A 24,996-nucleotide genomic window follows, 5' to 3' on the forward strand; every position below is an offset into this window, starting at 1 on the left:
GTGAACGCGCCCGGAAAAATCGCCCCGGGCACTTTTCACCTGCATAATGCGGCTTCGGCGCGGGCGCCACAGGGCCCGGCCAAGCAATTGTCACGCTAGGCATTTTGTTCAAACACAATGGCCGCATGGATGCGCAGACGATCAAGCGTCACCCCATATTGCCCATTGCCAAGATCGGTCACCTCCACCGGCTCGCCCGAGACGGCCTCGAAGGCGCGACGCGGCGGCGACGGCAGGCGAACCTTGGCCGTGACGGGGCCAATCGCCGGGATATCCTCGATCATCTCCATGACCCTCGTTCCATCCCGCGTCGGCACGGCATTGCCGCGCACCTGAGGGGCGCCATAGAGCAGATGAAGGATGTGGCGGCCACGGGCCTCCTGCTGGCTGAGCGATGCGCGGCCCGAGCTCGGCAGATCGGTCTCGAGAGCGGCATCGGGCAGGAGCCGCTTGAGAAGGCCACGGACGATATAGCGATAAAGCGGCTGGCCCATCGCCCGATAGATCGAGAAGATCGGGTACGCAATATAGCCAACGCCCTTATGGAGCGTGACACCCGCCCCGAGCGGAGCCGATGCGACATTGTCGGGCGCGTGAGCATGCGACGAGAAATGCGCATAGGTGCGGTTGAAATAGGGCGGCATGACCTCTGCCAGCACCTCCGCGCCTTCGGGGGTTATCGCCAGAGCCCGGCCATAGACGACGAAGGGCGACGTCGTCATGGACTGGTCGAGCGAAGCGCTGGCGCGGAGGTAGGATGGGCTGAATTCGACCGGGCCGAGATTGCGTATGCCGGCAGGGACCGCGAAAGAGCCATCGTCCTGCAACGCAGAAATACCGCTCAGGATCAGCTTGCCGCCCGCCTCGACATAGGCATTGAGCCGGACCTGCAGATCCCCTTCGACGGGTACTTCATCGGGCAGGATGATGACGCGGTAGCGCGCAAAATCGACGCTCGGGTCGATGACGTCGAAGGGCTGCTGCAATTCCTGCAGCATCTGGGCCGCGCCATCATCGGCATTGTTGTTGCGGTCGCCCGCATGGTGGAAATATTCCGCAGAGAGGATAGCGACCTCGGACACCTGCCGTGCGTCTTCGAGATAGGGTTCGAGCTTTTCGACGCGGGCATAGGCGGGGCCGATCGAGGCATAGGTATCGGGATTGATCGCGCCGCTTGGATGCAACTGATCGCCCACAAGGCATTTCGACCCCAGCGCCACCATTTGCGCAGCCTCGAACTCCAAGGCATCGGGATGCTTGAAGCCGCCGAATTCGCCCCAAGACGTGTGGAATTTGCCGGTATGGGCGACAAAATCGAAGCCAAGCGTTGCCGCATAGCGGGCGCTGGCCGGGAAGTGATTGTATCCCCAGCCCCCTGTCGGCAGGCTTTCGAGTTCGAGATGGGAATAGGGCTCGAAACGCTGCGGGCCTTGCTTATGGATATGGCCGCAATTGTAGAAAATCCGGAGGCCCGGAAATTCGGCATTGAGCGCCGCGCTCATTTCGCGACGGAAGCGATCATTGACCCATTCGTCCTTGGTCAGGCGATCGGCGTGGATTTCCGGATCAAGACCCATCTCGGCCATGGTGTCGAGACAGGCCTGACACACGCAATCGGGCGCGAGGACAATATCAAAGAAGATGCCCGGCGTTGCATAGGTGCTGGCGACTTCGCGTGCCATGCCCAGAAGTTCGTCGCGATATTCCTTGTGATTGAGGCAGAGCGTGTGCCAGCCCGCTTCAAGCTGGGCGGGATCGAAGCGGTTGTCGGTAGCTGACCGCACCCGCCATTCCGGATGGAGCCGCGCATTGCGCTCGTCCCACTGCACGGTGATGTAGATCGGGCATTCGATATCGGCTGCGTTGAGCGCATCGACCATTTCGCCGAGGAGATCAGGCCGGGACAGGTTCGGGTGTGGCGCGCCGATCTTGGTCGGGTAATAGGCCCAGCCGTGATGGCACTTGGCGAAGACCGTAATGGAATCGACATGTGCCTTCTTCAGCGTATCGACGAAATCTGCGGCGTCGAAATCCTTGCCGATATCGGGGATGTGCTCGGACGTGTGGAAATCGAGATGGATCTGGCGAAAGCGCAGCGGCTTGTTGGTGCGTTGGATAGTCATTCTTTGGCCCCTGTGCGGGTCTGCGACCCGGCGGCAAATTGGCGTTGAAAGATCACGAAGACGATGAGCGGGACGATCGTGGTGACGATGGCGGCCACAGACCGCAGATCCCAATTGCTCTCATAGGTGCCCGACACCTTGGTCAGGAGGACGGGCAAGGGTTGCATGCTCCGCAGATAGAGCATGGGAAGGAGGAGTGCGTTCCAGGTCCAGAGGAACTGCAGAACGCCGACCGCAAAGATGGGGCTCGTCGCATTGGGGAGGACGATTTGACGAAGGGTCGAGAGCGGCCCGCAGCCATCGATCTTGGCAGCCTCGATAAGCTCCTTGGGAAAGTCCTCAAGAAAGTTCTTCACGAGGAAAATCGACCAGGCAAAGCTCATGCCCACATAGGGGATGAGCACAGCCGCGATATTGTCGATCAGCTTCAAATCCCGCCAGAGCGTAAAGAGCGGAATGACCACGACCTGCTGCGGCAGCACGAAGGCATTGATGATCAGGATCAGCAACAGCCGGCGGAACGGGAAGTTGAGGAAGTGAAACGCATAGGCCGCGGCTGGCGTCAGCAGCATGGTGCCGAGCGTTGCGAGCGCCGCGAGCATTGCCGTGAACCAGAAGGCTTGGGCCAACGGATATTCATCCCACACACGGATCCACGCATCGAATGTGATGCTGACCGTATCGAGCCGCCACCAGCCGAGCGCCACTTCGCTTGGTGGACGCAGCGAAGTCACGACGATGCCGAGCACCGGGATGACCCAGATGGTCGCGATGACACCAACCAGAACGACAGTCCACCAATGAATGCGCCCGATCATTTGGCACCTGCCGTGCGCTGGATGATGGCAGGGATGGAAATGACGAGAACGGCGACGAGCAGCACGACGGTTGCCGCGGCGCCATAGCCCAATTTGAACTGTGTCATCGACTCCCGATACATGAAGTAGCCGACCGTCTCTGTGGCGCGCACGGGGCCACCGCCGGTCATCACATAGATGATGTCGAAGGCGCGCAACGCCCCGAGCAGGTTGATGAAAATGGCGACGCGTACACCCGGAAGCGACAGCGGCATCATGATATGCCGCATGATCGACGTGGGTTTGGCCCCATCCATATAGGCAGCCTCGAGCACCGTCCGTGGGATCGACTGCACCGCGGCAAAGCAGAGCATGAGCGGCAGGCCGACGCCGCTCCAGGAAGCAACAAAGATCAGCGACCAGAGCGCGGTATTGGGATCGCCCAGCCAGGAGTGGGCGAAGCCGGGAATGAAATTGCCAATGATGGCGTTGAGGAGCCCCGCTTTGTCGGGGCGCAGGATATTGAGCCACATATAGCCCGATACCGCTTCGGAAATGCCGAAGGTAACGAACATCATGCCGCGAAATGGCGTCGTATGGACCGGCGCAAAGGCGCAGAGCATGGCCAAAGCCCAACCAAGACTGACCGAGATCACCGTTGTGCCGAGCGTAAAGATCAGCGTCGTCAGCAGCGTGTTGCGGAAGGTCGCATCATTGAACAGCGTGACGTAATTGCCAAAGCCAACCCATTTGGCCGGCGCCAGGCCTTTGATGTCAAAGAACGACAGCCTGATCGTATCAAACAGCGGATAAACCACCGAGATACCGAAAAGGATGATCACGGGCGTAATGAGCAGCCAGGCAGCCGGTGTTTCCTTGATGCGCCATCCACGGGTGGCGGGCAGCCGAAGCCGTCCGCCACCATCGCGGGAGGAAACGTCCGCCGGGTCTGCCACCATCTGGGGCAGAGACCGGCTCATCAGTAAGCCGTTGCCGCTTTGGCTTCGATGGCGGCCAGTACTTCGTCGACGGTCGCCTCGGTCGGGTTCTGCAGGAACTTCTGCAGCTGCACGCGATATTCATCGACGAGATCGCCGGGAAGGAGATCGCCAAGCACGAACTGCACCTTGGAACTCGAAACGGCGCCGGTCGCGATCTGCTGGACCGGACCAAGGAGCGATCCGTCCGCAGCCGAACTTGGTGAAGCATAACCGTAGCCGGCCATGATGGCGGAAGCCTCGGGGCTGACGATGTAATCGAGGAAAGCGTCAGCCGCCGCGGGATTGGCGCCGTTGGTCGTGACGTTCAACTCCTTGGTATCGACGCTCGACGTATCGTCAAAACCCATGCCCAGCGCTGGGAACTGGAAGATCGAATAATCAACGCCCTCTTCGAGCTTGAGATCATTCTTCAGCGCCGCGTTGGTCCACATGCCAAAGAGCAGGTAATTGGACTCTTCGGCCGTATAAAGCGTCGGATAGGGTTCTTCGATCGCGAGCATGGTCGCCGCCGGAGCGCAGCAGCCGGCCTGCAGCATTTCGGCATATTTCATCAATGCCGCTTTGACCTTCGGGTCGGTCCAGGGGATTTCGTGCGCGGCCAGTTGCGCAGCAACATCGACGCCGGCGGTGCGCAGCAGCAGCGTTTCGAACCACTCGGTATGCGCCCAATATTTGGCCGGGATTACGACAGGCGCAGGATACCCGGCTGCCTTGAGCTTATCGAAGCTCGCGATGAACTCATCCCAGGTTTTTGGCGGCTTGACGCCAGCTTTTTCGAGCTGGGCGGTCTTGTACCAGATCGCCGAACGATCGCCATAGGTATAGGTGATGCCGTAGGTCGTGCCATCGATCGAGCCGAGATCGCGCCAGGATTGGCTAAGCTTGCCGTCCCAGCCAAAGCTAGCCCATTGATCGTCGATCGGGCGCAGAATGCCGGCATTGACGAGTTCAGCCCGGAATGCCGGCCAGGTATTGATGATGATATCGACGACTTCGCCGCCCATGAGCGCCGTGCGCATACCGCCACGGGCATCGCCCTGCCCGCCTGCGGGCTGGAATTCCTTGATGGTGACGCCGGGATGCATCTCCATGAATTTGGCTTCGACATCCTTCCACATCTGACCATCTGTGCCGGTCTGCCATTGCAGGATGACCAGATCACCAGAAATGTCCTGCGCAAGGACGGACGGACTAACGCCGGCAAGAGCGGCAAGCATGACGCCGGCCAAGACGGTACGACGCCGCAAAGAGCGGTTGAACATGATTTTCTCCTCCCTTGACACGGCTGTCTCGCCGCTTCCGTCAAGTAAGTTGAAACGTTATCAACTAAGTCAAACTTTGCAACTGGATTTTTTTGGGGGCGAGGCGGCACAAAGCGCCAGTGGGGAAAATAATCGCGACAGCTGCATCCGAGGGACGGATGCGTCTAGATTAGACTACCTGGGTACACCGCATGAGCGAGTTGGGATCACGAACGCAGACGATATTCCCGTCTGAAAATCTATCTTATCAGACCAAGTAAAGTGACCGGCCGAGCGTCCTATGTTCAAAACGTGGAGGTCTCGATGAAGGTCATAGCTGCAATTTCGGTGTCTGTTTGCGTGACTGCTACTGCTCTTGCGCAAGATGAAGCGCATGGTCCTGTTCTGGTCGATCCCGATTTCGGATTGACGCTCGAAACACCTGATGGCTTTGACGCCGAATTGGTGGGGCAGACCCCCGAGGGCCTTGTGGTCATCACGGTGTCATCGGACAATCCGGGTTTACCTGCCTTGGATCCCAGCGGTGATCTTTGCGATATCAGCTTTCAATACGACCCCGCTTATGGGCAGGGGGACCAGGATTGGGTCAACAGCCTCGTCGTCGATACGGGCACCTACGAGCGCATGGCGCAAGAGGTTGCCGTGCCCGGCACAATCGAAGGCGGCAAAGATTTTATCCTTCACGGTTCTTACGCCCATCGCGTCCATGGCAAGCATGAAACGGGCGGCGCATTCACCGTTGCGGTCATTCCGAGCCCTTCCGGCTATGTGACGCTGAGCTGTATCAGCGCAGAGGAAACAGCCGACTGGAGCATGATTGATCCCCTGATCGAGGCCATCACCATTCCGGGTCAGCCACGCGATCATCTGGTCCCCAGCGGCCGTTGCGAGAGCGAGATCGCGGCGATAAGCAGTCAGATCGGGCACGCTGAAGGAGCGCCCTTCGACCGCCACATGATCGCGGTGCTGGACGGAGAGCGCAAAAGGATCGCCGAACAGTGTGGCGGCATCGACGCCGACGCGGTCATGGACGCCGCGATGATCGAAGTTGGTCACGAGACAAGTTATCGCAGCCTGCGCTATGATGCGCTGTCCGCAATCGGATCGGAGCTTTTAACCAAAGAGCAGCATGAAGCGCTGGATGGAGGGCGCCGACAGGTTGTCGCGACCAGCGACGAAGCCACCGGCGAGCGCTATTTGCGCTACATGCATTTCATTGTCGGGCTCCGAAGCCTCGACCAATAGTCACCAGATGTCGCGTTCGATCAGAACAATGGGATCATCTTTGCCATCGAAGGTGGCATCGACGGCAAAGTAGGTAATCTCGAACTTGCCGTTCTTGAACTGCCAGCGCGTTTCCGTATAGGCGTCACCCAAGCCGCGCCACTTGTTGCGCTCTGACATGGTGCGGCTGGATGGATCGTAGCTCGGATTGACCACTTCGCGGAGATAGGGCGTTTCGTAGACGACTATAGTGTCGACGCCTGCACTTTCTTCTCCGCCAACATAATTGACGTCAAACTTGGGTGACGGGAAGACGATTTGCGACACCGTGCCCTGCTGATCCGACAGCAGATAGACCGCGGTCTGGCTATAGGCGCCAATCTGGCATGGAAATTCGACGATCAGCGCCTGGCGGGCCGCCGTCTCTTCGCCCACCTGCAATTCGAAACTGGGCGGCTCCGTTTCTGAAGTGTCGGGCTCCATGCAAAGAGGAGGCAAGTTGGCGGCATGATAATCCTGCGCTTTTTCTAACGCATCTGCCCGCCAGTTTTCCTCCCGAGCCGTGGCGGGAACAGCCAGCAAAATGACCCCGGTCCAAATCAGCAATCGCGAAGGCATGGCGCTCTCCATTTCTGTTCACTGATAGGACGACGGGCGCGAGCGCAATCTTGGTCGAACAAAAGTCACGACCAGACCAAGGTCTTGGCTGCAGGCGCCGTCACATGGGTAGTGAGGCGCTCTGCCTTGTCGAGGAGATCAACCCATGTTCCGTCAGACGATTACCGCCACGGCGCTGCTCGCGCTCTGTTCCATCATGCCTTCCCAAGCGCAGGGCGTAACCGATTACCTGGGCGTCCCCGGTCCGATCAAGGTCGGCGATACGGACTATATCCTCTCCTGGTCGTCCAATCCGCAACCGGGCTATTTTAAGCAGGAATACCTGCCCGAAGGCGCCGCTGGTGACAGCTACGAAAGTATGGTAATGGTAGAATTTATCGCTACAGACGCACCGCTCACCGAAGTTGTCGGGGCGCAGGCGGCAATGGTCGAGCAGCGCAAGGGCAGTGACCCGGTCGCCAATTACGCCGTCTTCGACAATCCCGACAATGGCGAGTACCTGCTCGACTTCCTGCTCTCAACCAAGGACAAGAATGGCGAGTTCATCCTCGAATGGAATGGCTATCGCTATGTGGAAGGCGAATTTGACGGCCAGAAAGGATCGATGCTTTTCGCCATGAGTGAGCGCGCTTATGGCGATGCCGCATCGGAAGCTTTTCTGCGCAATCTGCGGGAGTTCAAGGCCGAACATCTCTCGGAGTTGAGCCAGGCTGAACTGCCTCAACTGGACTAACCGATACTCCATCCGGGAAGAACGGACGATCGACTATGCCGTAACTTTGTCGGTCGATGAAATGAAGCTCCGGGGCGCAGTTTTGCCCCGGAGCTCAAGGCTCAGTTTTCGCCGATTTGTAGAATACCGACCTGACCTCGCGTGTAGGTCTCGATCAGGACACGATAGGCAGGGTTCTGCTCGGGACTATCGGCATCGACAAAGACGCTCACTGTGGCAGCGCAGAAGCCTCCCTCGCCTTCGGCCGTATTTGCGGTAACCTCGCCCTGTGCAGCATCGCCGGCCATGTCGACCCACCGCGTCGCTATGGCATCCGCAGCCTCCTCAGCAATAGCGCAGTCGGGGTAGGTCAAGGCAATGCCGACACCTGGCCGGTCATGCTGGATATCGGCAATGATCCCTCCGAGATAGGGCGGAATGCCTTGGCTAAGTGCGGCCATCTGCTCTTCAAGACGCTCCTTGGTTTCGTCCATATCGGCCGAGGGCGCCAGCATCGCCGCGGGGTCGAGAGCGGCCATGCCAAAGAGCGGCGAGATCACCACTGCCTGGACCACCTGACCATTCCCGGCTGCCTGCTCAAGCCCCGCCAGAGCCGTTGCAACGATCGGATTATCACCAAGGCTGGGCTGTTGCCCGGCAGCGACCGTAGCAGCCTGAGGGGTTTGTGCCTGGACCACATTGGTCCCCACGGCCGCGGCAAACTGCGCCGCGCCGATTGCAGTACGCCATGGGTCAGAGGGATCGCGCTTGGATGGGTCGAACCGCTGTGGCTCGCCATTGCCGACAACGCCCGAAACACCGGCATCTTCAAATCCCACCGCCTTTAGCGCTGCAATCATGTCAGTTGCCGCGTCCGCATCAACCAAACCCCAATTGCTGGTGGAATTGGGTGGGCGGCCATATCCGGTAAAGTAGCGGATTTTGTCGATCGTTGTGCCGGCCTTGGCTTCCCACTCGGCCGGCTCGGTTTCGAAGACGCTTTCGAGGGCCAAGACATCGACGATCGGCATAGCACGCAACTGGGGACGAGGGGCACTATCGTCGTCCACAAGGCTCATGAGCGTGTGCATATCAAGGAAATAGGCGACGTCGCCCGTCTGCCCGGAAAGGAGCGTTGCCGGCAAGTGGTCCAGGCCATCGCGGAGGGGATTGGTATTTTGAGCGAGTACGGGGGCGGCGGTTGCCAGCAGCAGGCCGGCAGCGATGACGCAAGAGCGCATGCGTGTCTCCTTCATGTTGTCTTGCCGATGTGACGCTTGCCACGCCGCAGACCTTGGTGGCGAAGGCTGATTTTCCAGAAAAAATCTTTAGCTGTGGACCAAGGTTTGGCTCGCTCGCCGCGTCTTATGGGCAGAACCAAAAGGATGCGGATCATGAAACGACTGCTGATCTCCCTGCTGCTTGCGACCGCAATGATCTCGGCCGCCCCGGCGCAGGATATGAAAAGCCTTGAAGATATGAGTAGCGCCGAGATCGTTGCAGAGGCGAGCGCGCTTCACCCAGCAGCGCTTTACATTCTCTCCTCGCGCCTTCTGGGCGAAGGCAAGGGGCAGGAAGCGGCCAATTGGATGTATGCTGGCCAGTTGCGCTATCGCTTCCTCATTAGCGCTGGCGGCGACGACGCGCGCGACGAGGGCATCCTGTTCAGCGCCTTGAGCGAACAAGTGGGAAAACCGGTCAATGAATATATCGCCGGCGATGTCGACGAATGGATCGCGGCGATGGAATGGGCGCTCGAATGGGACGCGGCCAATGACAATCCCACCACGTCCAAGACGGAGCATGCTTCTACACTCAAGGAGGTTCGCGACGGCCTCGAACGTTTGATCGCACAGGTCGAGGCCAATCGCGAAAGCATTCCCAAGGAACGCGAAGCCAACGGCCTCGAAAACCGCTAGGAGCGAACGATGCGTCTTGCCCTGGGTCTGCTGTTCGGCTTTTTTGCAGCCATAAGCCCTGCATTTGCTGCTGACACCGAAACTGGCGGCGAACGGTTATTCGTTGGCAAGACCGGCATTTATTGTGTTCAGGCGCCCTGCCCGTGGCGCGGAATCTGGGCTTCGGCAGCTGCGCAGGCCGGGCCATCGGACCTTCTGTGGGCGCAAGAAACCTTGCCGCGGATCGAGGCAACAACAGCCGACGCGAACCGAATAGAGGAAGCATGGGCCAGCGATCAGTGCCTCGCCATCCTGGGAAGGCTGGTCGACGGGACGCTGCAGGTTGAGCGCATCATCGGGGACTGCTCTTGATAGTGCGGAGTGCGCTGGCATTCTGGGTTGCTTTGATAGCACCCACGACGGCATCGGGAGATGATGCCGCCGATTTCATGGATGCTCTGGGAAAGGCGGCGACTGCCGCCATCGTCGCAGAAGCCTATCTCTCGGCCTGCGATGCGCGCTTCCCAGATAGCCAACAGGCACGACAAGATGCTCTCGCCGGATGGGGACACCGCGTCGATCTCGCTGGCTATGAGCGCCTTATCGCTTCAGCCGCGATGGTTATGCCGGACCTCGATGAAGACCTTGAGGCCAACAGAGCCCGGGCCAAGGCACTGGTCGATGATGATGTCGCCAAGGATAGCAGTGTCTGCGGCGATCTCCGCGCCACACTCGACGACAATGACATGTTCGATATCGCCCGGCCCATCCGCTACCTGCTGCGCAATGCCGACAGCTTTGGGATCGTCGTGGCCGAAGCGCCGACAGAGGTAACAAGCCCTGAACTCGAAGTGGTGTCGCTGATCGCCCTTTCGGCCGAGCTTGCTGCAAAAATGGACGAGATCGGCTCGAAAAGCGGCGCGGAGCAGGATCGTGACCTCCGCGAGGCCAGGCAAAATCACGCAGAAAACTGGCTGGCTCTGCGCCCTGCCCTAGCAATCAACGGCAGGATTACCAGCGCGGATACGTTGCGCGAATGGCGCGGCGATCAGCAATCGACATTCCTTGCAAGCTGCCGGTCCTTTGCCAGCGACGAGCAGGAAGCAACAATGGCACGCGATATCGGCGCGGAACGCGTCGTCATTGGTCAAATCCGGTGGCTGCGCGAAGACCGTGAGGGCGGCGAACTCAGTCTCGATGATTGCCGTGTTCTCGACGACAGCCAATTTGACAATGACCGAGCAACGGTTGCCGACGAGAGTAGAGGCCTGATGCTCCGTCCTCTCGACTATGCTGAAGCCTATGGCGCTCCCGGCGCAGGCATCGTCCTGAGCGATATCGACCGTGTCCTCTACGACGCCGAGTTTGCCAATCGCATGGATGGCTTTGGCAACGGCTACACCCAGCGCGACGAAGACATTTACGTGCTGCTGCGCGATGGCACTGCCTATCGCCACGCATGGAATTTCGCCTTTACAGACCTGAACCTCGACCTGTCCCGACAGCGCGAACCCGACCGGTGGTTCACCTGGAAAGACGAGGCCGACCAACTCATGCTGACCCAGAGCGGCGGACTCGATGTTGGGTCAACGATCGATATCTCCGAAGCAAAGCGATTGATGCCGGTGCCCGAGGGGCAAGTTCTTAACGCGACCTATTACCTCCTCAATGTTGGCATGGGTGGCGTGCGCAGCGATCGCGAATACGCCTTTTTGGGTGACGGCCAGCTACGGTATTCTCGCAGTGGCTTCGTCGCCGGCAGCTTCGGCACCTCCTACATCATCGCCTCAGGCAAACGCGCCTATGACGTCGCGACAGGCGCTTATTCGTTCGATGGCTACACGCTGTTGATTCAAGGTCCAGAAGGCGAGGAGCGACATTTCGTGGCCCTGATCGAAGGCCATGACGCCGACCGACCCCAAGAGATCATCATTGATGGGCAGGTCTATTGGATGCGCACCAATGAGCAGTGAGGCGGCCTTTTCGCTATCGCTCCAAAATTGCAAACAGCTCATGGCAAAAGGGAAAATCTCATTTTTGCCACAACCATTTCGCTTCAATGGCATTACTGCCAAGGGCAGATGGGGGGAAATTGACAGGGTGCGACTTGTTGACGGGACTATTTCAGAACCGTCCGACACGACCGAAAATCTTATCAAGCGGGTCAAAGCGGGCGACGCACAAGCTTTCGAAAGACTGATTTCCGAGCACTATCGCTTCATCTACAAGACCGCCTTCCGTTGGCTCGGTCACAAAAGCGATGCGGAGGATGTCACCCAGTCCGTTTGCATGCGGCTGGCCGATGCGGTCACGCGCTTTGATGGGCGATCGAAGTTCACGAGCTGGCTCTATAGCGTAACACTCAATGCCGTCCGCGACCTGCAGCGGAGCCGCGAACGGCAGGGCAAGCAGATCGAGACGGTCGCGACTCTGGCGCGGGTCGAAAGTGATCCCGACCAGGAAGACCAACTGCGCGTCGATGATATTTGGCGTATTGTGCGGCGATTGCCGGACAAGCAGCGCGATGCCGTAATGCTGGTCTATGGCGAACAACTTTCGCAGGCAGAAGCAGCCGTCATCATGGGATGCAAGGAAGTGACCGTCTCCTGGCACATCCACAATGCGCGCAAGTCGCTGAAGGACTTGCTATGAATAGCGATCGCGATCCCTTAGAGCGGATGCCGCAATTTCTCGATCCTGAGCCGGATCCAGCGGTCATGCATGCAACGATCGCGCAGAGCCGGGAAGCCTTTGCCAACCGCAGCCCCTTGCCACGAGCCAGCGTCAACTCCATTGCCCACTGGTTCCGCCAGCCTGTCCGCTGGCTGATACCAGTCGGTGTCGGCGTCGCGGCTCTTGTCGTCGCGCTTCTGTTTGCGCCAGGTCTATTGCCAAACAATGTTGGGACGGGAAGCGGACGGGACACGGTTGCCGACGCACCGGTGACGACGCCACCCGGCTCAACCACGCTGTCGCGTGGCGATGGACTTCCTGCCGAAGATGCCCCGTCCAACAGCGGAACGCGCATGGGCATGCAGCCATCCCCCGGGGGAAGCCAGGCGCCAATCGACGCCATCCCCCAGACAATCTCGCGTTTTGAGGGTGACGGCGTCGTCATCGGAACACGACAGGACGCAACGGCCCTGGAAATTTTCCTGCCCGAGATTTCCGGCGAGCAGACGATCGATGTTCAAGGCATTATGCCGGGCGAGGAGGTCGAGCTTCTTTCCGCCTTTGCCCAGCCAGACAAGGATATCGTGGCCGTGCAATTTCGGGTCAACGACGTGCGGTTCTGGCGCATCTACCATCTGGTCAACGGCAAATATGCGCGCGACCCCCAACGTTCCCAAAGCGTCTCCAACGCTGCCGACAGGGCCGATGTCGAACGCCGCCTCGCCGAACCGGCAGGATGAGCGTAGCCCGACTATCGGAGCGGCCCCTCGTAATCCCCGGTGAGGCTATCGATGAGCCGGTGTGGGATGGTCAAATCCCACCAGAGCGTGTCGACATCATCAATCAGCGCGGCCATTGGCTTTAAGAGACCGGCTGAGGAGAACGCCAGATGCGGGATAGGCAGGCGGAAACTGAACCAGCCATGCTGGAACCTTCCCGACACGTATGAGTGCGGATTGCGTTTGGCCAGAGCGAGCATGGCTTGCTGGAAGCCCGGTGTCAGCAGCTTGCCCACATCCGCATTGGGACTGGCCAGCGTATCGAAGACCGCATCGAACTGAGGCGAAATAACGCGCCTTTGCACCTCGTCGCCGGACAGTTGTCGGAACAAATCATCGACGCCGGTCATGAATTTTGAGTGGGGGCGCAGTTCGATGCTGCCGGCAAAGGAGTGCGGCACGGCGACTTGAACCTCCATGAGGTAAAAGGTCTCGTAGCGCTTTTGAGTGCTCATGCGGCGCCAGATGGTGGCCTCGTTGAGCCGATAGGCGATATCCCTGTGCTTGCCCTGGCTCTCCCATGCCGTAAAGCGCATACCTTCTTCGCTGAAAAGGTCGGCCATCCACTTCTCGATACCGACCGTTCCCCAGCCGCTGGCGAACTGGCTTTGCCCCCAGCGCACGCAGATCGTTTCCGCTACCGTCGCCAAGGCAATGTCGCGCCAGAGATGATTTGAGACGGTCCACGCCATGCCAGCGACTACAATGGCAACGATCGGCCACAAAAAACTGCCCTCGAAGGGCGCGCTACCTAGCAGCAGAAAGAAGATGCCTGCACACAGATTAAGGCTCGCAGCCAGATTGGCAATGCGGCGGGGTTCGGCATTGCGCAAAAGCGTTGTGGCCTCGTCCCGGTCGAGCCCGCTGGCCAGCGCACCGCCCATATCTCCGCTCACTTGGACCGGGCCTTTCGATAGCGCTCCAAAAGCCCAGTCAGCGGGCTATGGAGGAGATCGCCATTCAGTCGAGGCGGCGCACCATAGCCAAAGGTAAAATCATATTCCCCGCTGTGATCAACCGTCATATCGAGGATGGTCCAGATCTTGCCGTCGACTTCCGCCATGGCCCCGCGCAGAGCCAACAGATGCGCTTTGCTCTCCGGACTGAGACGAAAGCCCAATTCCTCCAACTCGGCACCAGGCCTTTGCGCAATGACCTTGGCCTGCGTGCTCGAGCGGCGCCCATCTGCAACGAGGACCTCGTGATCGACTGCCAGGTAGCGCCACTCCCGGTCTTCCCACTCTCCATCCTGCAGGTTGATCACGTCGTGCGCTATGCTGCGAATGGCGGCATTTTGTAATTCCGCAAGGTCAGGCATGGCGCTGAGCTTGTCTGCCGAGCCTACCCTGTTGCCACTGTACTTCCGGAAGTCCTGCATCACTGCGCCATCGGGTGCCGAGGCGAACCAGTAAAGCGGGATTAAGGCCATCAAGCCGTGGGCGTAGCGCGAGCGATGGGGCATGAACACATGCAGTGCCGACTGCATGATCCAAAGCCACCATCGATAGCGCGGCTCGCACGCCTCGACATAAAGGGACACTTTGCCATCGGTTATCCGCTCCGAGACCCTCTGCCAAGGCGCCGTTACCTGATAGCCGACGCTGCGAAAGTGCAACTGCTCTGAATCGAAGCCAATTGCTGCGTTCCAATATTCATAGCAGATCAGCAAAGACAAAAGGCCCGGCAGGCCAAGGATCAACAGTGGCCACCACGGCAAGCCAACCTCGAAAAAGGTTGGCGTTGTCAGCACGGCAATGCCCCCAATGATCAGAGGAAATATCAAGGCGACCACGCGGCGGTGCAGAGGCAGGACATGCATTGTCATGGCATGCTCCAGAAGTTGACCCTAACGGCCCGGGCTTCGAGCATTTCGTTTCCCTCCCTGTTTCAGATGAGACGCCCGTCGCGCGCAAAACCTTGGTCGGATAATCACCAAGCTTTTTTGGATCACGGGCGTCTCATATCTAAAGGATATAAAGGTCGCCCCATGCGCTTCGTTATTGCCACTCGCTCCGACAGGGTCTCCTATCCTGTAAAGTCTGACATCCTCGGCCAATCTGCTGCTCTGGCTCTGGAGGGTTCACCCTGATGTGGCGCGGCTTGATCGTCCACGGCATTCCTCTCGCTATCGCCATTGGGGCCGCCTTATTGCTCCTGCCCTGGATCATGGGCGCCTCCGCGATCCAAGGTGACGCGGGATCACAGGGCTATACCGTCGGAATGGCTGCGCTGTTTCTCTATCCGGCCGCCTACCAAATCCTGATCATTGCATGGGGCATCTGCCGGTGGCGCCAATGGTCGCTGCAGCGGGTATTTCTTCAGCTCATCTGGCTAAGCCTGCTGCTCTTTGCCGGCGCCATGAGCTATGCCGTGGTGCAGCTCCAGGACTATCTGCTGGCTACCGCCGATCAGGTCGACGCCATTGCACAAATAGCCGTGCCGCTTGGTGCATAGAACAAAAAATCGCCTCGCCGATCGAAAAAGTCTGCCTGGCACCAAGGTCCCGCTGGTTCTCGTCGTCCTATGGACAACACACAAAAGGACCAGATCATGCGCATCGCACTTGCCTTCGCCCTGACCGCAGCCATTGCCGGCCCGTCATATGGTCAGATTGAAGAGAACTTTGCTCTGGCCAACAGGATTTTCGGTCAGCCAACAGCGGCCGGCGTTGTCTCGGATATCGAGGGCGAGTGGCTACCTCTCAGCACTTTGGCCAATGCCAAGGGTGCCGATCCGGATCCTGGGCTCATCGCCAGCCTACTCGACCGCATCTGCGGCAATGACCCGTCGCGCGGGGCTATCATCACCGAGATCGATGAAGGCAGCTTCGAGATGACGGCACCCAATTCTGGTGGGGACATGGTCTATCGCTTCGATTGGATCAGCGGTTCGCTCTTCCACCGCAGCTTCGATCCGGCAGCACTCTTCAGCATGCTCCGTCTCGATGCGATAGAGGGCGAACGCGGATCCGAGATGCGCGCACGCACCCTTCAAACTGCCGCGAGCCAGGTCAACCTCTACCGGGTGTCTGCAGACTTGATCGCCTTGGCTGAGCCCTATCGGACCGAAATCTACGGGCGTTGCGCGACATGACCCTGTTCATTCCTGCGTTTGCCCCGGAACAGCCCAACACCCGGAAGGATACATAGCGATGAAGCTGGTGCCCTATATGCTCTTCACTCTCCTCGCCGTCGCAACAACCCCGGCAGCCGCTGAAGAGAGCGCTATGGCTGAGCTCGAGAGAACTCTGAACACGATAGACAACGTGTCCGACATCGATGGTCGCTGGGTCTGGGCCAATATGTCAGCCTATGTCGAACTCGAGGCCAGAAACTATGCAGGGCTGGAGGCGAAGGTGGCCCAGTTCTGCGCAGAGGATCGCTCGCTGGTCATGGCCATCGAAAGCGTCGCTGATGGCTTCGACATCGGCGTCATCGATGCGCCGCCCGGTCTGCATTGGCAATATCGGCGAAACAACACTGGCAACTACACGCTGGGTATTGAACCGGAGAGCTTTTATGGCGCCCTTGGTTACGACGAGGACCGCCCACCGAGCGAAGCGGTGATTGCCCACAACGAGAGAAATAATGGGCCCGTGACCGTTATACGCCCGAGCCAAGACATCCTGATGATTACGCAAAAGACTGGCTTCGACCTCTATCTCCGGTGTGGCAAGAGCTGAGCCTCTTTGCATTTGAGATGAGGATGTTTCCGTCCAAGCTCCGTTAGGAGGCATGCCTGCCATCAAGGCCGGCTTGCGGAGCAGTTCGCTGCGCATGTCAACCATGCAGAATGAGCCATTGCAGATCCTCATTCCCAATTTTATGTAGCTCCCTACATTATAGGGAACAACAAAATGGTGGATGAGCTGGATCTGCTCAGAACCGTCAGCCGGTTAAGTAGGGAATTGAGCGCTTCGTTCGATGTCCATCTGCGGGACATGAACCTCACGTCGGCGCGCGCCCGCGTACTTTATTTTCTGCTGCCACTCGAAACCGGCGCCAGCCAGGCTGACGTGACCAATCATCTTGGCGTTGAGCATCCGACTGCAGTCCGTATTCTCGATGGCATCGAGGCCCTTGGTTACATCCAGCGCATCCCCTCTCCCGAAGACCGGCGGGCGAAGAAAATCGTCCTGACCACGACAGGCCAGGTGATCGCCGGGAGAGTTTCAAAGCTCCTCAGCGACCTCAACCGGCAACTCATCGAGGACCTGGACAAGGCCGAAATGGAGATCGCCAACCGCGTCCTCCTGCAGATCCTCGCCCGCACCCAGGCGCTCCGCTGCGCCATTCCGGGGCAAATTAGGGCGCAAGATTTATCATGACGTCACAAGCCTCAGAATTGGCGCCTACCCCAGCGCAAGCCGCCGAGCCTGCCAGCCAGCCAAGTGCACCGCCGGCCATGCCGCCCTTCGTGCCCAAGTCGCCGCTCGTTGCCGCGGTCTATATTTTCAGTTCGCTGGTTCTGGGCCTCACCCAAGGCCTGGGCCTGAACCTCATCACCGCCAACCTTCAGGGGCTGCAGGCCTCCTTTGGTGCAACCCAGTCCGAAATGGGCTGGCTGGCAGCGGCCTACTTCGCCACGAACCTGGCTGGCACGATCCTGATGTTCAAGGTGCGGACCCAGTTCGGCCTCCGCCGCTTCGCCGAGATCGGCATCGCCGCCTATGTGCTGGTAGTCATCGCCCATCTCTTTGCCCATGACCTGCAATCGGCCATCGTCGTCCGCGCCATCATGGGGATTGCGGCCGCACCGCTCAGCACGCTCGGCTTTTATTATATGCTCGAGTGGCTCCCGCCGCAGAAGAAGATGAGCATCGGCATCTGCTTTGGCATGCTCGGCTCGACGCTGGCGCTGCCCCTTGCGCGCGTCATCTCGCCCGAATTGCTGCAATTGGGCGATTGGACCGGCCTTTATGCAGTCGAACTGGGCCTCGCGCTCATTTCGCTGGCCGTCGTTTTTCTCGTGCCGCTGACCCATCCGCCGCGCGTCAAGGTTTTCGATCGCGACGACCTTGTGAGCTTCCCGCTCATGACTGTCGGCTTTGGCTGCATCGCCATCGTGCTCGGCATGGGGCGGACCCTCTGGTGGCTTGAAACACCCTGGATCGGCGTCGTGCTGGCTCTGGGCATCGGCTCGATGGCGCTCTTTTGCATCGTCGAACTGCACCGGACCAATCCGATCATTGACCTCCGCTGGCTCACCGGGCGCGACATGTTGATCTTTGCCGGCGCGCTCGTCGCCTTCCGGCTGCTGCTATCGGAGCAATCGGTGGGCGTCTTCGGCCTCTTCACCGTGCTAAACATGCAGAACGATCAGCTAATCCCGCTCTTCGCCGTCATCGGCATCGTCACCTTTGCGGCCACCGCCGTCCTCAGCATGATCATCAAGCCCCAGCGGGTGGAGATCATCCATCTCACCGCTTTGATCCTGATCGCTATCGGCAGCTGGCTCGATACCCATTCGACCACTTTGAGTCGCCCAGAGCAGTTCTATGTCAGCCAAGCGCTAATCGGCGCGGCAAGCGGGCTCTTTCTGCCCCCGGCCATGCTCAATGGCTTCATGAAGGCCCTGGCGCGCGGCCCGCAATATATCCTCTCGTTCCTCGCCGTTTTCCTGACCACGCAAAGTCTGGGCGGCCTGTTGGGTAGCGCCATCTTTTCCACCTTCGTGGCCCTGCGCGAGCAGTTTCACTCCAATGTCCTGGCGCAAGGCATTACCCTTCTCGACCCTGTGGTCGTCCAGCGCATCCAGGCCTATGGCGGCGCCTATGGCCGGGTGCTGACCGATCCGACCCAGCGCAATACGCAGGGCCTGACGCTACTGACCCAATCGCTCACCCAGCAATCCTGGGTGTTAGCCTATAACGATCTGTTTTTGCTGATTTTCTACGGCGCTATCGCCGCGGCCGCCGCCCTTCTTCTCCATCTGGGACTACGCGTTCTGGGCTCGGCCCGAGTATCGACTGCCCCCGTCCCCGCCACCTGATTTCACGACGAAGTATCCAAAATGAAGATCAAAGACTTTCTCACATCCAAGGGCAGCTGGGCCGCCCTCATCATCGGCATCGTCGGCGTCGGCGTCGTACTCTACGCCTGGCAACTGCCGCCGTTCACGTCGACGATCGAGTCCACCAACAATGCCTTTGTGCGCGGGCGCGTCACCATGATCGCGCCGCAGCTTGCCGCCTATGTGACCGAGGTGCCAGTCACCGATTATCAGGAGGTTAAGAAGGGCGATCTCTTGGTGCAGCTCGATGACCGCATCTATCTCCAGCAGCTCGAGCAAGCCGAAGGCGCCCTGGCGCAGCAGCGCAGCGCGCTCGACAATTACGAGCAAAACCGCGCCTCCAAGCAGGCGAGCGTCGAATTTGCGCAAGCCCAGCTCGAAGCGGCCCAAGCCGCCTTCCAACGCGCCGAAGCCGATGCCGCGCGCAGCGAATCCCTGCTGGCGTCTGGGCTCTCGCCGCAATCGAGCGCCGACCAGGTTCACGCGGCGCTCCTTCAGGCTCAGTCCAGCGTGGCGCAGGCAAAGGCCAATGTGAGCATGGCCGAACAAAACCTGTCGCTGGTCGAGGGCAGCGTCCCCGCTCTCCAAGGCGCCGTCCGCTCGGCGGAAGCGGCCGTTGAATTGGCCAAGATCAATCTCGCCAATACCAAAATCGTTGCTCCGGTGGATGGCACGCTGGGTGAAGTCGCCGCCCGCATCGGCCAGTTCGTCGCCGTCGGCACGCAGCTGACCTCGGTAACACCGCCCCAACGCTGGGTCGTGGCCAATTTCAAGGAGACGCAGATGCCCGGGCTCCATGTCGGCCAGGACGTATCGCTCACCGTCGACGCCCTCGCCCATGCGGCGCTCAAAGGCCACATCGCCGAAATTTCGCCCGCCACCGGGTCCGAATTCAGCGTCATCAAGCCGGACAATGCCACCGGCAATTTCACCAAGATCGCCCAGCGCATCCCCGTCAAGATCGAGATCGACCCCGATCAGGAACTCGCGCTCCACCTCTTGCCCGGCATGTCCGTCGAGGTTGCTATCGATACTGACCCGCCACAGTCTCCCCCTGACGCGACTGCGCCGCAGGGATGATGACGGCTGAAGATCATTGGGATGTGTGTCCCCGCGCCATGAAACGGCAAGACGACATCATGCTTGCTATTACATAGGACTCCTATATATATCGGCTTATGGAAACGCCGGTCACACCCAAATCACTTCCTCTTCGCATCCACGAAGGTCTTGAGCGCCTTGCGACAGCTTTGCGCGCCGATGACTGGGTTGGCGCACGTGCCGCGGGAGTCAATCCAACGCAGTTCGCCATCATGGCGTCTCTGGAAGGGCGGCCGGGTGGATTGAGCGTTCGCGATATTGCGCAACAGCTCGGGGTGTCACAGCCCTCCGCAACTGACTCGATCGGCGCGCTCGAACGCAAGGGGTACCTCTATAAGGCCCCAGCCCCCAGCGATCGCCGCTCGGTACGGATCGTCTTGACCGAACACGGCGAGGCCTCGCTTGCCTCTGCCCACGCAACACGCAGCGTTGCCGAAAGCGCCGCTGGCGCCCTTGATAGGGCCCAGCAAGAAGAGCTGCTCGTTTCGCTCGTCACCATGATCCGGCACCTTCAGGAAAGCGGCATTATCCCCATTCAACGCATGTGCGTCAGTTGCCGGTTCTTCCGGCCCTATGCGCATCAGGATGCGGCCCAGCCGCATCATTGCACTTTCGTGGACGCCGCCTTCGGCCAGCAGGACCTGCGGGTCGATTGCCGCGAACACGAAACCGCCGATCCTTCGGCCCGGGCTGCCACCTGGGCCGAATTCACCAGGGATCATACCCTCAACCCTCCAGGCATCTGAGAAAGACCACCACAAATGACCCGTTTGACCCTGTTGGCGGCGACGCTGCTGACAACCCTTTCGGCTGCGCCGAGCTTTGCCCATGACACTGGCATCCATGCCGATCCGAACGAAGCCATCATGGCCTCCTTCGACATCATCGAAACCACCATCGTCACGCATGGCGACGACGCCGTCTTCACCACTCGCGTTCGCGGCGAGGCCGGCCTCGACAAGCCCGACGCCACGGGCAAGTTCGAAGGCTCCAGCGTCTATGCCTATGTCTGGCCCACAAGCCTCAATAGCGGGGATATCGGCTTCGAGAACGATCAGGGCATCGTCGCCCTTGCCGTAACCTTCCACCCCGATTTCGACGATGCCGCCTATGGCGGGGTCAACCGTCACGTCTGGCATCCCCATTGGGTGGTGCTGGGCGAAGACGCCGCCTGCCCTGGCGGTCTCAAGGTCAACGACATCCCCGAGGGCACGACGCCCAAGGTGCCGCCGACCTGGCCCAACGTGCCGCTCATGATCGACAGCCCCGACTATCCCACCACCTTCACCGGTGACACGGTGGAAGTCACCATTCCGGTCAAGCTCATCAGCGGCATTGCCGAAGCGAACTTTGATGGCGTCACCGCCGGTCTCAAGGTCAATGGCAACCTGCATACGCCGCTTTTGTGCGTCGAGAACGTGTTCAAGGTCGCATCGGGCGACCTCAGCCTCCCCGGCAAGGTCAGCGCCGGCCACTAGCTGATCGAAAAGCGCCGGTCCGTCGACTGCCATCGACGAACCGGCAGTTCCCACCCTCCAGGCTATGAAGAGAAGAAACATGAGCAGAATTACCCTTATCGCCCCCGCTGAAGCAACTGGCTCGGTCGAGCAGAACTTTGCCGAGATCCAGTCAGCCTTTGGCGTCGTCCCGAATATGTTCAAGGCCGTCGGCAATTCGCCTTCGGCGCTAGCTAGCCTCTGGGGCTCGTTTGCAGCCCTTGGCGGCGGCCGCCTCGGCGCCAAGCTCGGCGAGCAGATTGCCGTCGCCATCGCCGATCGCAATGCCTGTCACTATTGCCTTGCCGCCCATACCGGCCTTGGCAAGCGCGCCGGCGCCACGGCCGAAGAAATGGCCGAGGCGCAAGCCGGCCGCTCGGCCGATCCGCGCACGGCAGCCGCTCTCAAGTTCGCACTCAGTCTCGTCGAACAGCGCGGCAGCGTCGGAAGCGATGATGTCAATGCCCTCGTCGCAGCCGGGTTTGATGAGGGAGAAATCGTCGAGATCATTGCCCATGTGGCACTCAATCTCTTCACCAACTACGTCAACGTCGCCCTCGACGTGCCCGTGGATTTCCCCGGAGTCAAGCTGACCCGCACTGCCTGAAGCCACTGGCCCGCGTTACCTGCGCGGGCCACAACTCCGTCGAGCCAAGCACGCAGCACGTGAATGGCATTTCAAGTCTGGGCAGAACTCAGCCATTTCAGATTAAGGGTGCAGTCCGCCGCTACAGCTACACCTCATCGGCCGGTCGACAGTAGATATCATACAGGGTCTCCAGCACCTTCCTGACGGGCTCCGACGCCAACCGATAAAAGATGGTCTGCCCATCGCGCCTCGTCTTCACCAGACCGAGCGCCCGCAATTTCGAAAGATGTTGTGACAGTGGTGACTGCTCCAGTGCCACGATCCGGGAAAGCTCACTGACGCTCCGCTCCTGCCCGATCAGGTTGCACAGGATGAGCAACCGCTTGGTATTCGCCATGGCTGTCAGAAGCTGAGCAGCTTCCTCAGCGCGCGGCTCGAGCTCTGCAGCATTCATTGATCCAAAATCTCTCGTTTCCACGCTTGACACATTAGAACATTCGAATATGTTATATAACGAAATTGGTTATGACCAGCGCATATCAGTGCGCTGATCCAAGCACAAGCAGGCTCAATGGAAACGACATTCACGCCGCTCCAGGCCTTACTCGGCGGTTCGCTTATTGGCGCATCCGCGGTCGCCTTGATGGCGCTCCACGGCAGGATAGCCGGAATGACCGGCATCCTGACCGGGCTGGTCCTCCCCAAAGGCGACTGGGATTGGCGTCTCGCTTTCCTGATCGGTGCCATTGCGGCGCCTCTAATGATCCTGCTCCTCACTGGCTCTACCCTGCCGCTTCAGGCCGAGCTCCCATATTGGGCTATCACTCTTGGCGGCCTCTTGGTCGGTATCGGTGTGACCTTTGGCGGCGGCTGCACATCGGGCCATGGGATCTGCGGCATCGCACGGCTCGCGGCACGATCCATCCTCGCAACACTGATCTTCATGTTGACCACCTTCGTCACGGTCTTCGTGGTCCGTCACATTCTGGGAGGCTTATGATGCTCCGCATCGCGTCCGCAGGCACCATTGGCCTCGTCTTCGGTGTCGGCATCGTCATTTCGGGCATGTCTAACCCGGCGAAAGTGCTCAATTTCTTCGATCCCTTCGGCACTTGGGACCCGAGCCTCTTGCTGGTCATGGCATCGGCCCTGCTGGTCACCTTCATAGGCTACCGCTTTGTGCTACGGCGACCTGCACCCGTGTTCGATCGTACCTTCCATCTGCCGACCAAGCGCGATTTCGACATGCCGCTCATCGCAGGTTCAGCCACATTCGGCATTGGTTGGGGCATAGCTGGGTTCTGTCCTGGCGGCGCCATTCCAGCACTCGGCTCAGGCGAACCCAGCCCTTTCATTTTCGTCGCGGCAATGATCGTCGGCATTCTGATGGCCAATGGCCTCAAGGCAGCTCTGGCGCGTCGCGACGCCCTTGCGTGACGCTTCGCATTGGAAAAGAGATTTCCGTGTCCACCCAACCGATACCGTTTACACCTGACCTCTCTATCAAACCGGAAGTCGTGCCGTTTTTCGACGCGGCGACGAACACCATCAGCTATATCGTCAAGGATCCAGCATCGACCGCCTGCGCCGTGATCGATTCCGTTATGGATTTCGACTATGCCTCCGGCAAAATCGCTTCTGATGGCGCCGACAAGATCATCGCGCATATTCAGGACCACGGCTGGACACTCGAATGGCTGATCGAGACGCATGTCCATGCCGACCATCTCTCGGCGGCCCCCTATATCCAGTCGAGGCTCGGAGGAAAGCTGGGCATCGGCGACCAGATCCGCGTGGTGCAAAGCACCTTCGGCAAGATCTTCAACGAGGGCACCGCATTTCAGCGCGATGGGTCGCAGTTCGATCGCCTGTTCAAGGATGGCGATAGCTACCAGATCGGCACCTTGACGGCGCACACGCTCTTCACGCCGGGCCACACGCCAGCAGATATGGTGCATGTCATTGGCAATGCTGTGTTCGTCGGCGACACGCTCTTCATGCCCGATGGTGGCTCCGCTCGTGCCGACTTTCCCGGCGGCGATGCACGAACGCTCTATCGATCAATCCAGAGGCTGCTGACCCTGCCGAGCGAGATGCGCCTCTTCATGTGCCACGACTATGGCCCCAATGGTCGCGGCATCAGGTGGGAAACCACCGTCGCGGAGCAGCGCGACCACAATATCCATGTGGGTCATGGCACCACTGAAGATGCTTTCGTTAAAATGCGCGAAGAGCGGGACAGCACGCTCGCCATGCCCAAGCTCATCATCCCGAGCCTGCAAGTCAACATGCGGGCTGGTCACCTTCCGCCGCCCGAAGACGACGGAAAAACCTATCTCAAAGTGCCTATCAATGGGCTCATCACCGCAAAGGAATAATCATCATGGCCATCAATAAGATCGACGACCATTTCGCCCAGAGCCCGCAGATCCAGGCCGACGATATCAGGGCCATTGCAGAGGCTGGCTACAAGGGCATCGTCTGTGCCCGCCCCGACAATGAAGATCCGAACCAGCCTTCTTTCGCTGAAATCGCCGAAGTTGCTGAACGCTTCGGGATCAAGGCCTTCCATATTCCGGTCTCTGGGCCGGTAACCGAGGGCCAACTCATCCGCTTTGAACAGGCTCGCGCCGAAACGGATGGTCCCATCCTCGGATATTGCCGCTCCGGCGGTCGCGCCGGCAGCCTTTACGCCGCATCCCTCTAAGTAA

General features: G+C 59.6%; 30 protein-coding genes. 20 read left to right on the forward strand and 10 right to left on the reverse strand.

The window, feature by feature from the left end:
- Positions 1–95 precede the first annotated feature (95 nt).
- Genes ASE94_RS17320 through ASE94_RS17335 form a run of 4 tightly spaced genes read right to left on the reverse strand, consistent with a single transcriptional unit; the run spans position 96 to position 5,183 of the window.
- On the reverse strand, positions 96–2,123 hold the full coding sequence (locus ASE94_RS17320; protein WP_062631434.1) for a beta-galactosidase trimerization domain-containing protein: 2,028 nt from the start codon (positions 2,121–2,123) through the stop codon (positions 96–98).
- The gene (locus ASE94_RS17325) at positions 2,120–2,941 is read right to left on the reverse strand and encodes a carbohydrate ABC transporter permease (protein WP_062631435.1); all 822 of its coding nucleotides are present in this window, start codon (positions 2,939–2,941) and stop codon (positions 2,120–2,122) included. The genes ASE94_RS17320 and ASE94_RS17325 overlap by 4 nt, the downstream gene beginning before the upstream one ends.
- Positions 2,938–3,879, reverse strand: a complete 942-nt coding sequence (locus tag ASE94_RS17330; RefSeq protein WP_062631469.1) for a sugar ABC transporter permease — start codon at positions 3,877–3,879, stop codon at positions 2,938–2,940. Before ASE94_RS17330 ends, ASE94_RS17325 begins: the two co-directional genes overlap by 4 nt.
- 20 nt (positions 3,880–3,899) lie before the next feature.
- A complete protein-coding gene (locus tag ASE94_RS17335; protein WP_062631436.1) occupies positions 3,900–5,183 on the reverse strand; it encodes an extracellular solute-binding protein in 1,284 nt (427 codons plus the stop codon).
- 261 nt (positions 5,184–5,444) lie between these two features.
- Between ASE94_RS17335 and ASE94_RS17340 the strand changes: the two genes are divergently transcribed.
- Positions 5,445–6,428, forward strand: coding sequence for a hypothetical protein (locus ASE94_RS17340; protein WP_156352196.1), 984 nt, complete (start codon positions 5,445–5,447; stop codon positions 6,426–6,428).
- Here the strand turns inward: ASE94_RS17340 and ASE94_RS17345 are convergent, their stop codons facing one another.
- Positions 6,429–7,025, reverse strand: a complete 597-nt coding sequence (locus ASE94_RS17345) for a DUF1176 domain-containing protein (RefSeq protein ID WP_162236114.1) — start codon at positions 7,023–7,025, stop codon at positions 6,429–6,431.
- A 145-nt stretch (positions 7,026–7,170) separates the two neighbouring features.
- Between ASE94_RS17345 and ASE94_RS17350 the strand changes: the two genes are divergently transcribed.
- Positions 7,171–7,758 (forward strand): hypothetical protein, encoded by a 588-nt coding sequence (locus ASE94_RS17350; protein WP_062631439.1) that lies wholly within the window; start codon positions 7,171–7,173, stop codon positions 7,756–7,758.
- A gap of 101 nt (positions 7,759–7,859) precedes the next feature.
- Here the strand turns inward: ASE94_RS17350 and ASE94_RS17355 are convergent, their stop codons facing one another.
- Together ASE94_RS17355 and ASE94_RS21170 are read right to left on the reverse strand one after the other, a co-directional pair.
- Positions 7,860–8,978 carry a hypothetical protein gene (locus tag ASE94_RS17355; protein ID WP_156352197.1) on the reverse strand — a complete coding sequence of 373 codons (1,119 nt, stop codon included), beginning with the start codon at positions 8,976–8,978 and terminating at the stop codon, positions 7,860–7,862.
- Between the two features lie 11 nt (positions 8,979–8,989).
- Complete coding sequence (locus ASE94_RS21170; RefSeq protein WP_156464113.1) at positions 8,990–9,133, reverse strand: hypothetical protein; 144 nt, start codon at positions 9,131–9,133, stop codon at positions 8,990–8,992.
- On the opposite strand from ASE94_RS21170, the gene ASE94_RS17360 reads away from it, so the two are divergent.
- The 5 genes from ASE94_RS17360 (at position 9,132) to ASE94_RS17380 (ending at position 13,048) form a co-directional block, all read left to right on the forward strand.
- Positions 9,132–9,656: a hypothetical protein gene (locus ASE94_RS17360; protein WP_156352198.1), complete on the forward strand. Its 525-nt coding sequence runs from the start codon at positions 9,132–9,134 to the stop codon at positions 9,654–9,656. The two genes, ASE94_RS21170 and ASE94_RS17360, sit on opposite strands and share 2 nt — an antisense overlap.
- Positions 9,657–9,665: 9 nt before the next feature.
- Positions 9,666–10,007 (forward strand): hypothetical protein, encoded by a 342-nt coding sequence (locus ASE94_RS17365; RefSeq protein ID WP_061909945.1) that lies wholly within the window; start codon positions 9,666–9,668, stop codon positions 10,005–10,007.
- A 77-nt stretch (positions 10,008–10,084) separates the two neighbouring features.
- Positions 10,085–11,608 (forward strand): hypothetical protein, encoded by a 1,524-nt coding sequence (locus ASE94_RS17370; protein ID WP_061909943.1) that lies wholly within the window; start codon positions 10,085–10,087, stop codon positions 11,606–11,608.
- Positions 11,598–12,287: an RNA polymerase sigma factor gene (locus ASE94_RS17375; protein ID WP_244484162.1), complete on the forward strand. Its 690-nt coding sequence runs from the start codon at positions 11,598–11,600 to the stop codon at positions 12,285–12,287. Before ASE94_RS17370 ends, ASE94_RS17375 begins: the two co-directional genes overlap by 11 nt.
- Positions 12,284–13,048: a hypothetical protein gene (locus ASE94_RS17380; protein ID WP_061909941.1), complete on the forward strand. Its 765-nt coding sequence runs from the start codon at positions 12,284–12,286 to the stop codon at positions 13,046–13,048. The genes ASE94_RS17375 and ASE94_RS17380 overlap by 4 nt, the downstream gene beginning before the upstream one ends.
- A gap of 11 nt (positions 13,049–13,059) precedes the next feature.
- On the opposite strand, the gene ASE94_RS17385 is transcribed toward ASE94_RS17380, so the two are convergent.
- Together ASE94_RS17385 and ASE94_RS17390 are read right to left on the reverse strand one after the other, a co-directional pair.
- Positions 13,060–13,983, reverse strand: coding sequence for a hypothetical protein (locus ASE94_RS17385; RefSeq protein ID WP_156352199.1), 924 nt, complete (start codon positions 13,981–13,983; stop codon positions 13,060–13,062).
- The gene (locus ASE94_RS17390; protein WP_061909937.1) at positions 13,980–14,912 is read right to left on the reverse strand and encodes a hypothetical protein; all 933 of its coding nucleotides are present in this window, start codon (positions 14,910–14,912) and stop codon (positions 13,980–13,982) included. The genes ASE94_RS17385 and ASE94_RS17390 overlap by 4 nt, the downstream gene beginning before the upstream one ends.
- 263 nt (positions 14,913–15,175) lie before the next feature.
- Here ASE94_RS17390 and ASE94_RS17395 point away from each other — a divergent pair, with 263 nt between their 5' ends.
- The 9 genes from ASE94_RS17395 (at position 15,176) to ASE94_RS17435 (ending at position 22,303) form a co-directional block, all read left to right on the forward strand.
- Positions 15,176–15,541: a hypothetical protein gene (locus tag ASE94_RS17395; RefSeq protein ID WP_061909935.1), complete on the forward strand. Its 366-nt coding sequence runs from the start codon at positions 15,176–15,178 to the stop codon at positions 15,539–15,541.
- A gap of 96 nt (positions 15,542–15,637) precedes the next feature.
- Positions 15,638–16,180, forward strand: coding sequence for a hypothetical protein (locus ASE94_RS17400; RefSeq protein WP_156352200.1), 543 nt, complete (start codon positions 15,638–15,640; stop codon positions 16,178–16,180).
- A 58-nt stretch (positions 16,181–16,238) separates the two neighbouring features.
- Positions 16,239–16,769, forward strand: coding sequence for a hypothetical protein (locus tag ASE94_RS17405; RefSeq protein ID WP_061909931.1), 531 nt, complete (start codon positions 16,239–16,241; stop codon positions 16,767–16,769).
- A gap of 174 nt (positions 16,770–16,943) precedes the next feature.
- Complete coding sequence (locus tag ASE94_RS17410; protein ID WP_062631443.1) at positions 16,944–17,414, forward strand: MarR family winged helix-turn-helix transcriptional regulator; 471 nt, start codon at positions 16,944–16,946, stop codon at positions 17,412–17,414.
- On the forward strand, positions 17,411–19,078 hold the full coding sequence (locus tag ASE94_RS17415; protein ID WP_062631444.1) for an MFS transporter: 1,668 nt from the start codon (positions 17,411–17,413) through the stop codon (positions 19,076–19,078). Before ASE94_RS17410 ends, ASE94_RS17415 begins: the two co-directional genes overlap by 4 nt.
- Before the next feature lie 21 nt (positions 19,079–19,099).
- Entirely contained in the window at positions 19,100–20,179 is a 1,080-nt protein-coding gene (locus tag ASE94_RS17420; protein ID WP_061909923.1) for an HlyD family secretion protein, read from the forward strand.
- Positions 20,180–20,277: 98 nt separating this feature from the next.
- Positions 20,278–20,946, forward strand: a complete 669-nt coding sequence (locus ASE94_RS17425; protein ID WP_061909921.1) for a MarR family transcriptional regulator — start codon at positions 20,278–20,280, stop codon at positions 20,944–20,946.
- A gap of 15 nt (positions 20,947–20,961) precedes the next feature.
- Positions 20,962–21,678, forward strand: coding sequence for a hypothetical protein (locus tag ASE94_RS17430; RefSeq protein ID WP_062631445.1), 717 nt, complete (start codon positions 20,962–20,964; stop codon positions 21,676–21,678).
- A gap of 79 nt (positions 21,679–21,757) precedes the next feature.
- Positions 21,758–22,303: a carboxymuconolactone decarboxylase family protein gene (locus ASE94_RS17435; protein WP_061909917.1), complete on the forward strand. Its 546-nt coding sequence runs from the start codon at positions 21,758–21,760 to the stop codon at positions 22,301–22,303.
- A 127-nt stretch (positions 22,304–22,430) separates the two neighbouring features.
- Here the strand turns inward: ASE94_RS17435 and ASE94_RS17440 are convergent, their stop codons facing one another.
- A complete protein-coding gene (locus ASE94_RS17440; protein WP_062631446.1) occupies positions 22,431–22,739 on the reverse strand; it encodes a metalloregulator ArsR/SmtB family transcription factor in 309 nt (102 codons plus the stop codon).
- A 117-nt stretch (positions 22,740–22,856) separates the two neighbouring features.
- Here ASE94_RS17440 and ASE94_RS17445 point away from each other — a divergent pair, with 117 nt between their 5' ends.
- From ASE94_RS17445 to ASE94_RS17460, 4 genes are read left to right on the forward strand one after another with little or no spacing between them, the layout of a single operon-like run.
- A complete protein-coding gene (locus ASE94_RS17445; RefSeq protein WP_061909913.1) occupies positions 22,857–23,285 on the forward strand; it encodes a YeeE/YedE thiosulfate transporter family protein in 429 nt (142 codons plus the stop codon).
- The gene (locus ASE94_RS17450) at positions 23,285–23,722 is read left to right on the forward strand and encodes a DUF6691 family protein (protein ID WP_061909911.1); all 438 of its coding nucleotides are present in this window, start codon (positions 23,285–23,287) and stop codon (positions 23,720–23,722) included. The genes ASE94_RS17445 and ASE94_RS17450 overlap by 1 nt, the downstream gene beginning before the upstream one ends.
- Positions 23,723–23,748: 26 nt before the next feature.
- Positions 23,749–24,663, forward strand: coding sequence for an MBL fold metallo-hydrolase (locus tag ASE94_RS17455; protein ID WP_156352201.1), 915 nt, complete (start codon positions 23,749–23,751; stop codon positions 24,661–24,663).
- Between the two features lie 5 nt (positions 24,664–24,668).
- On the forward strand, positions 24,669–24,992 hold the full coding sequence (locus ASE94_RS17460) for a TIGR01244 family sulfur transferase (RefSeq protein WP_061909909.1): 324 nt from the start codon (positions 24,669–24,671) through the stop codon (positions 24,990–24,992).
- The last annotated feature ends 4 nt before the right edge of the window (positions 24,993–24,996 follow it).

Source organism: Devosia sp. Leaf64 (assembly GCF_001421945.1).
Classification (GTDB): Bacteria; Pseudomonadota; Alphaproteobacteria; order Rhizobiales; family Devosiaceae; genus Devosia.

Excerpts from the sequence above, each read along its gene's own strand:
- ASE94_RS17320 (WP_062631434.1), bottom strand. The coding sequence starts at position 2,123 with ATGACTATCCAACGCACCAACAAGCCGCTGCGCTTTCGCCAGATCCAT.
- ASE94_RS17325 (WP_062631435.1), bottom strand. The coding sequence starts at position 2,941 with ATGATCGGGCGCATTCATTGGTGGACTGTCGTTCTGGTTGGTGTCATC.
- ASE94_RS17330 (WP_062631469.1), bottom strand. The coding sequence starts at position 3,879 with ATGGTGGCAGACCCGGCGGACGTTTCCTCCCGCGATGGTGGCGGACGG.
- ASE94_RS17335 (WP_062631436.1), bottom strand. The coding sequence starts at position 5,183 with ATGTTCAACCGCTCTTTGCGGCGTCGTACCGTCTTGGCCGGCGTCATG.
- ASE94_RS17345 (WP_162236114.1), bottom strand. The coding sequence starts at position 7,025 with ATGCCTTCGCGATTGCTGATTTGGACCGGGGTCATTTTGCTGGCTGTT.
- ASE94_RS17350 (WP_062631439.1), top strand. The coding sequence starts at position 7,171 with ATGTTCCGTCAGACGATTACCGCCACGGCGCTGCTCGCGCTCTGTTCC.
- ASE94_RS17355 (WP_156352197.1), bottom strand. The coding sequence starts at position 8,978 with ATGCGCTCTTGCGTCATCGCTGCCGGCCTGCTGCTGGCAACCGCCGCC.
- ASE94_RS17360 (WP_156352198.1), top strand. The coding sequence starts at position 9,132 with ATGAAACGACTGCTGATCTCCCTGCTGCTTGCGACCGCAATGATCTCG.
- ASE94_RS21170 (WP_156464113.1), bottom strand. The coding sequence starts at position 9,133 with ATGATCCGCATCCTTTTGGTTCTGCCCATAAGACGCGGCGAGCGAGCC.
- ASE94_RS17365 (WP_061909945.1), top strand. The coding sequence starts at position 9,666 with ATGCGTCTTGCCCTGGGTCTGCTGTTCGGCTTTTTTGCAGCCATAAGC.
- ASE94_RS17370 (WP_061909943.1), top strand. The coding sequence starts at position 10,085 with ATGGATGCTCTGGGAAAGGCGGCGACTGCCGCCATCGTCGCAGAAGCC.
- ASE94_RS17375 (WP_244484162.1), top strand. The coding sequence starts at position 11,598 with ATGAGCAGTGAGGCGGCCTTTTCGCTATCGCTCCAAAATTGCAAACAG.
- ASE94_RS17380 (WP_061909941.1), top strand. The coding sequence starts at position 12,284 with ATGAATAGCGATCGCGATCCCTTAGAGCGGATGCCGCAATTTCTCGAT.
- ASE94_RS17390 (WP_061909937.1), bottom strand. The coding sequence starts at position 14,912 with ATGACAATGCATGTCCTGCCTCTGCACCGCCGCGTGGTCGCCTTGATA.
- ASE94_RS17395 (WP_061909935.1), top strand. The coding sequence starts at position 15,176 with ATGTGGCGCGGCTTGATCGTCCACGGCATTCCTCTCGCTATCGCCATT.
- ASE94_RS17400 (WP_156352200.1), top strand. The coding sequence starts at position 15,638 with ATGCGCATCGCACTTGCCTTCGCCCTGACCGCAGCCATTGCCGGCCCG.
- ASE94_RS17405 (WP_061909931.1), top strand. The coding sequence starts at position 16,239 with ATGAAGCTGGTGCCCTATATGCTCTTCACTCTCCTCGCCGTCGCAACA.
- ASE94_RS17410 (WP_062631443.1), top strand. The coding sequence starts at position 16,944 with ATGGTGGATGAGCTGGATCTGCTCAGAACCGTCAGCCGGTTAAGTAGG.
- ASE94_RS17415 (WP_062631444.1), top strand. The coding sequence starts at position 17,411 with ATGACGTCACAAGCCTCAGAATTGGCGCCTACCCCAGCGCAAGCCGCC.
- ASE94_RS17420 (WP_061909923.1), top strand. The coding sequence starts at position 19,100 with ATGAAGATCAAAGACTTTCTCACATCCAAGGGCAGCTGGGCCGCCCTC.
- ASE94_RS17425 (WP_061909921.1), top strand. The coding sequence starts at position 20,278 with ATGGAAACGCCGGTCACACCCAAATCACTTCCTCTTCGCATCCACGAA.
- ASE94_RS17430 (WP_062631445.1), top strand. The coding sequence starts at position 20,962 with ATGACCCGTTTGACCCTGTTGGCGGCGACGCTGCTGACAACCCTTTCG.
- ASE94_RS17435 (WP_061909917.1), top strand. The coding sequence starts at position 21,758 with ATGAGCAGAATTACCCTTATCGCCCCCGCTGAAGCAACTGGCTCGGTC.
- ASE94_RS17440 (WP_062631446.1), bottom strand. The coding sequence starts at position 22,739 with ATGAATGCTGCAGAGCTCGAGCCGCGCGCTGAGGAAGCTGCTCAGCTT.
- ASE94_RS17445 (WP_061909913.1), top strand. The coding sequence starts at position 22,857 with ATGGAAACGACATTCACGCCGCTCCAGGCCTTACTCGGCGGTTCGCTT.
- ASE94_RS17450 (WP_061909911.1), top strand. The coding sequence starts at position 23,285 with ATGCTCCGCATCGCGTCCGCAGGCACCATTGGCCTCGTCTTCGGTGTC.
- ASE94_RS17460 (WP_061909909.1), top strand. The coding sequence starts at position 24,669 with ATGGCCATCAATAAGATCGACGACCATTTCGCCCAGAGCCCGCAGATC.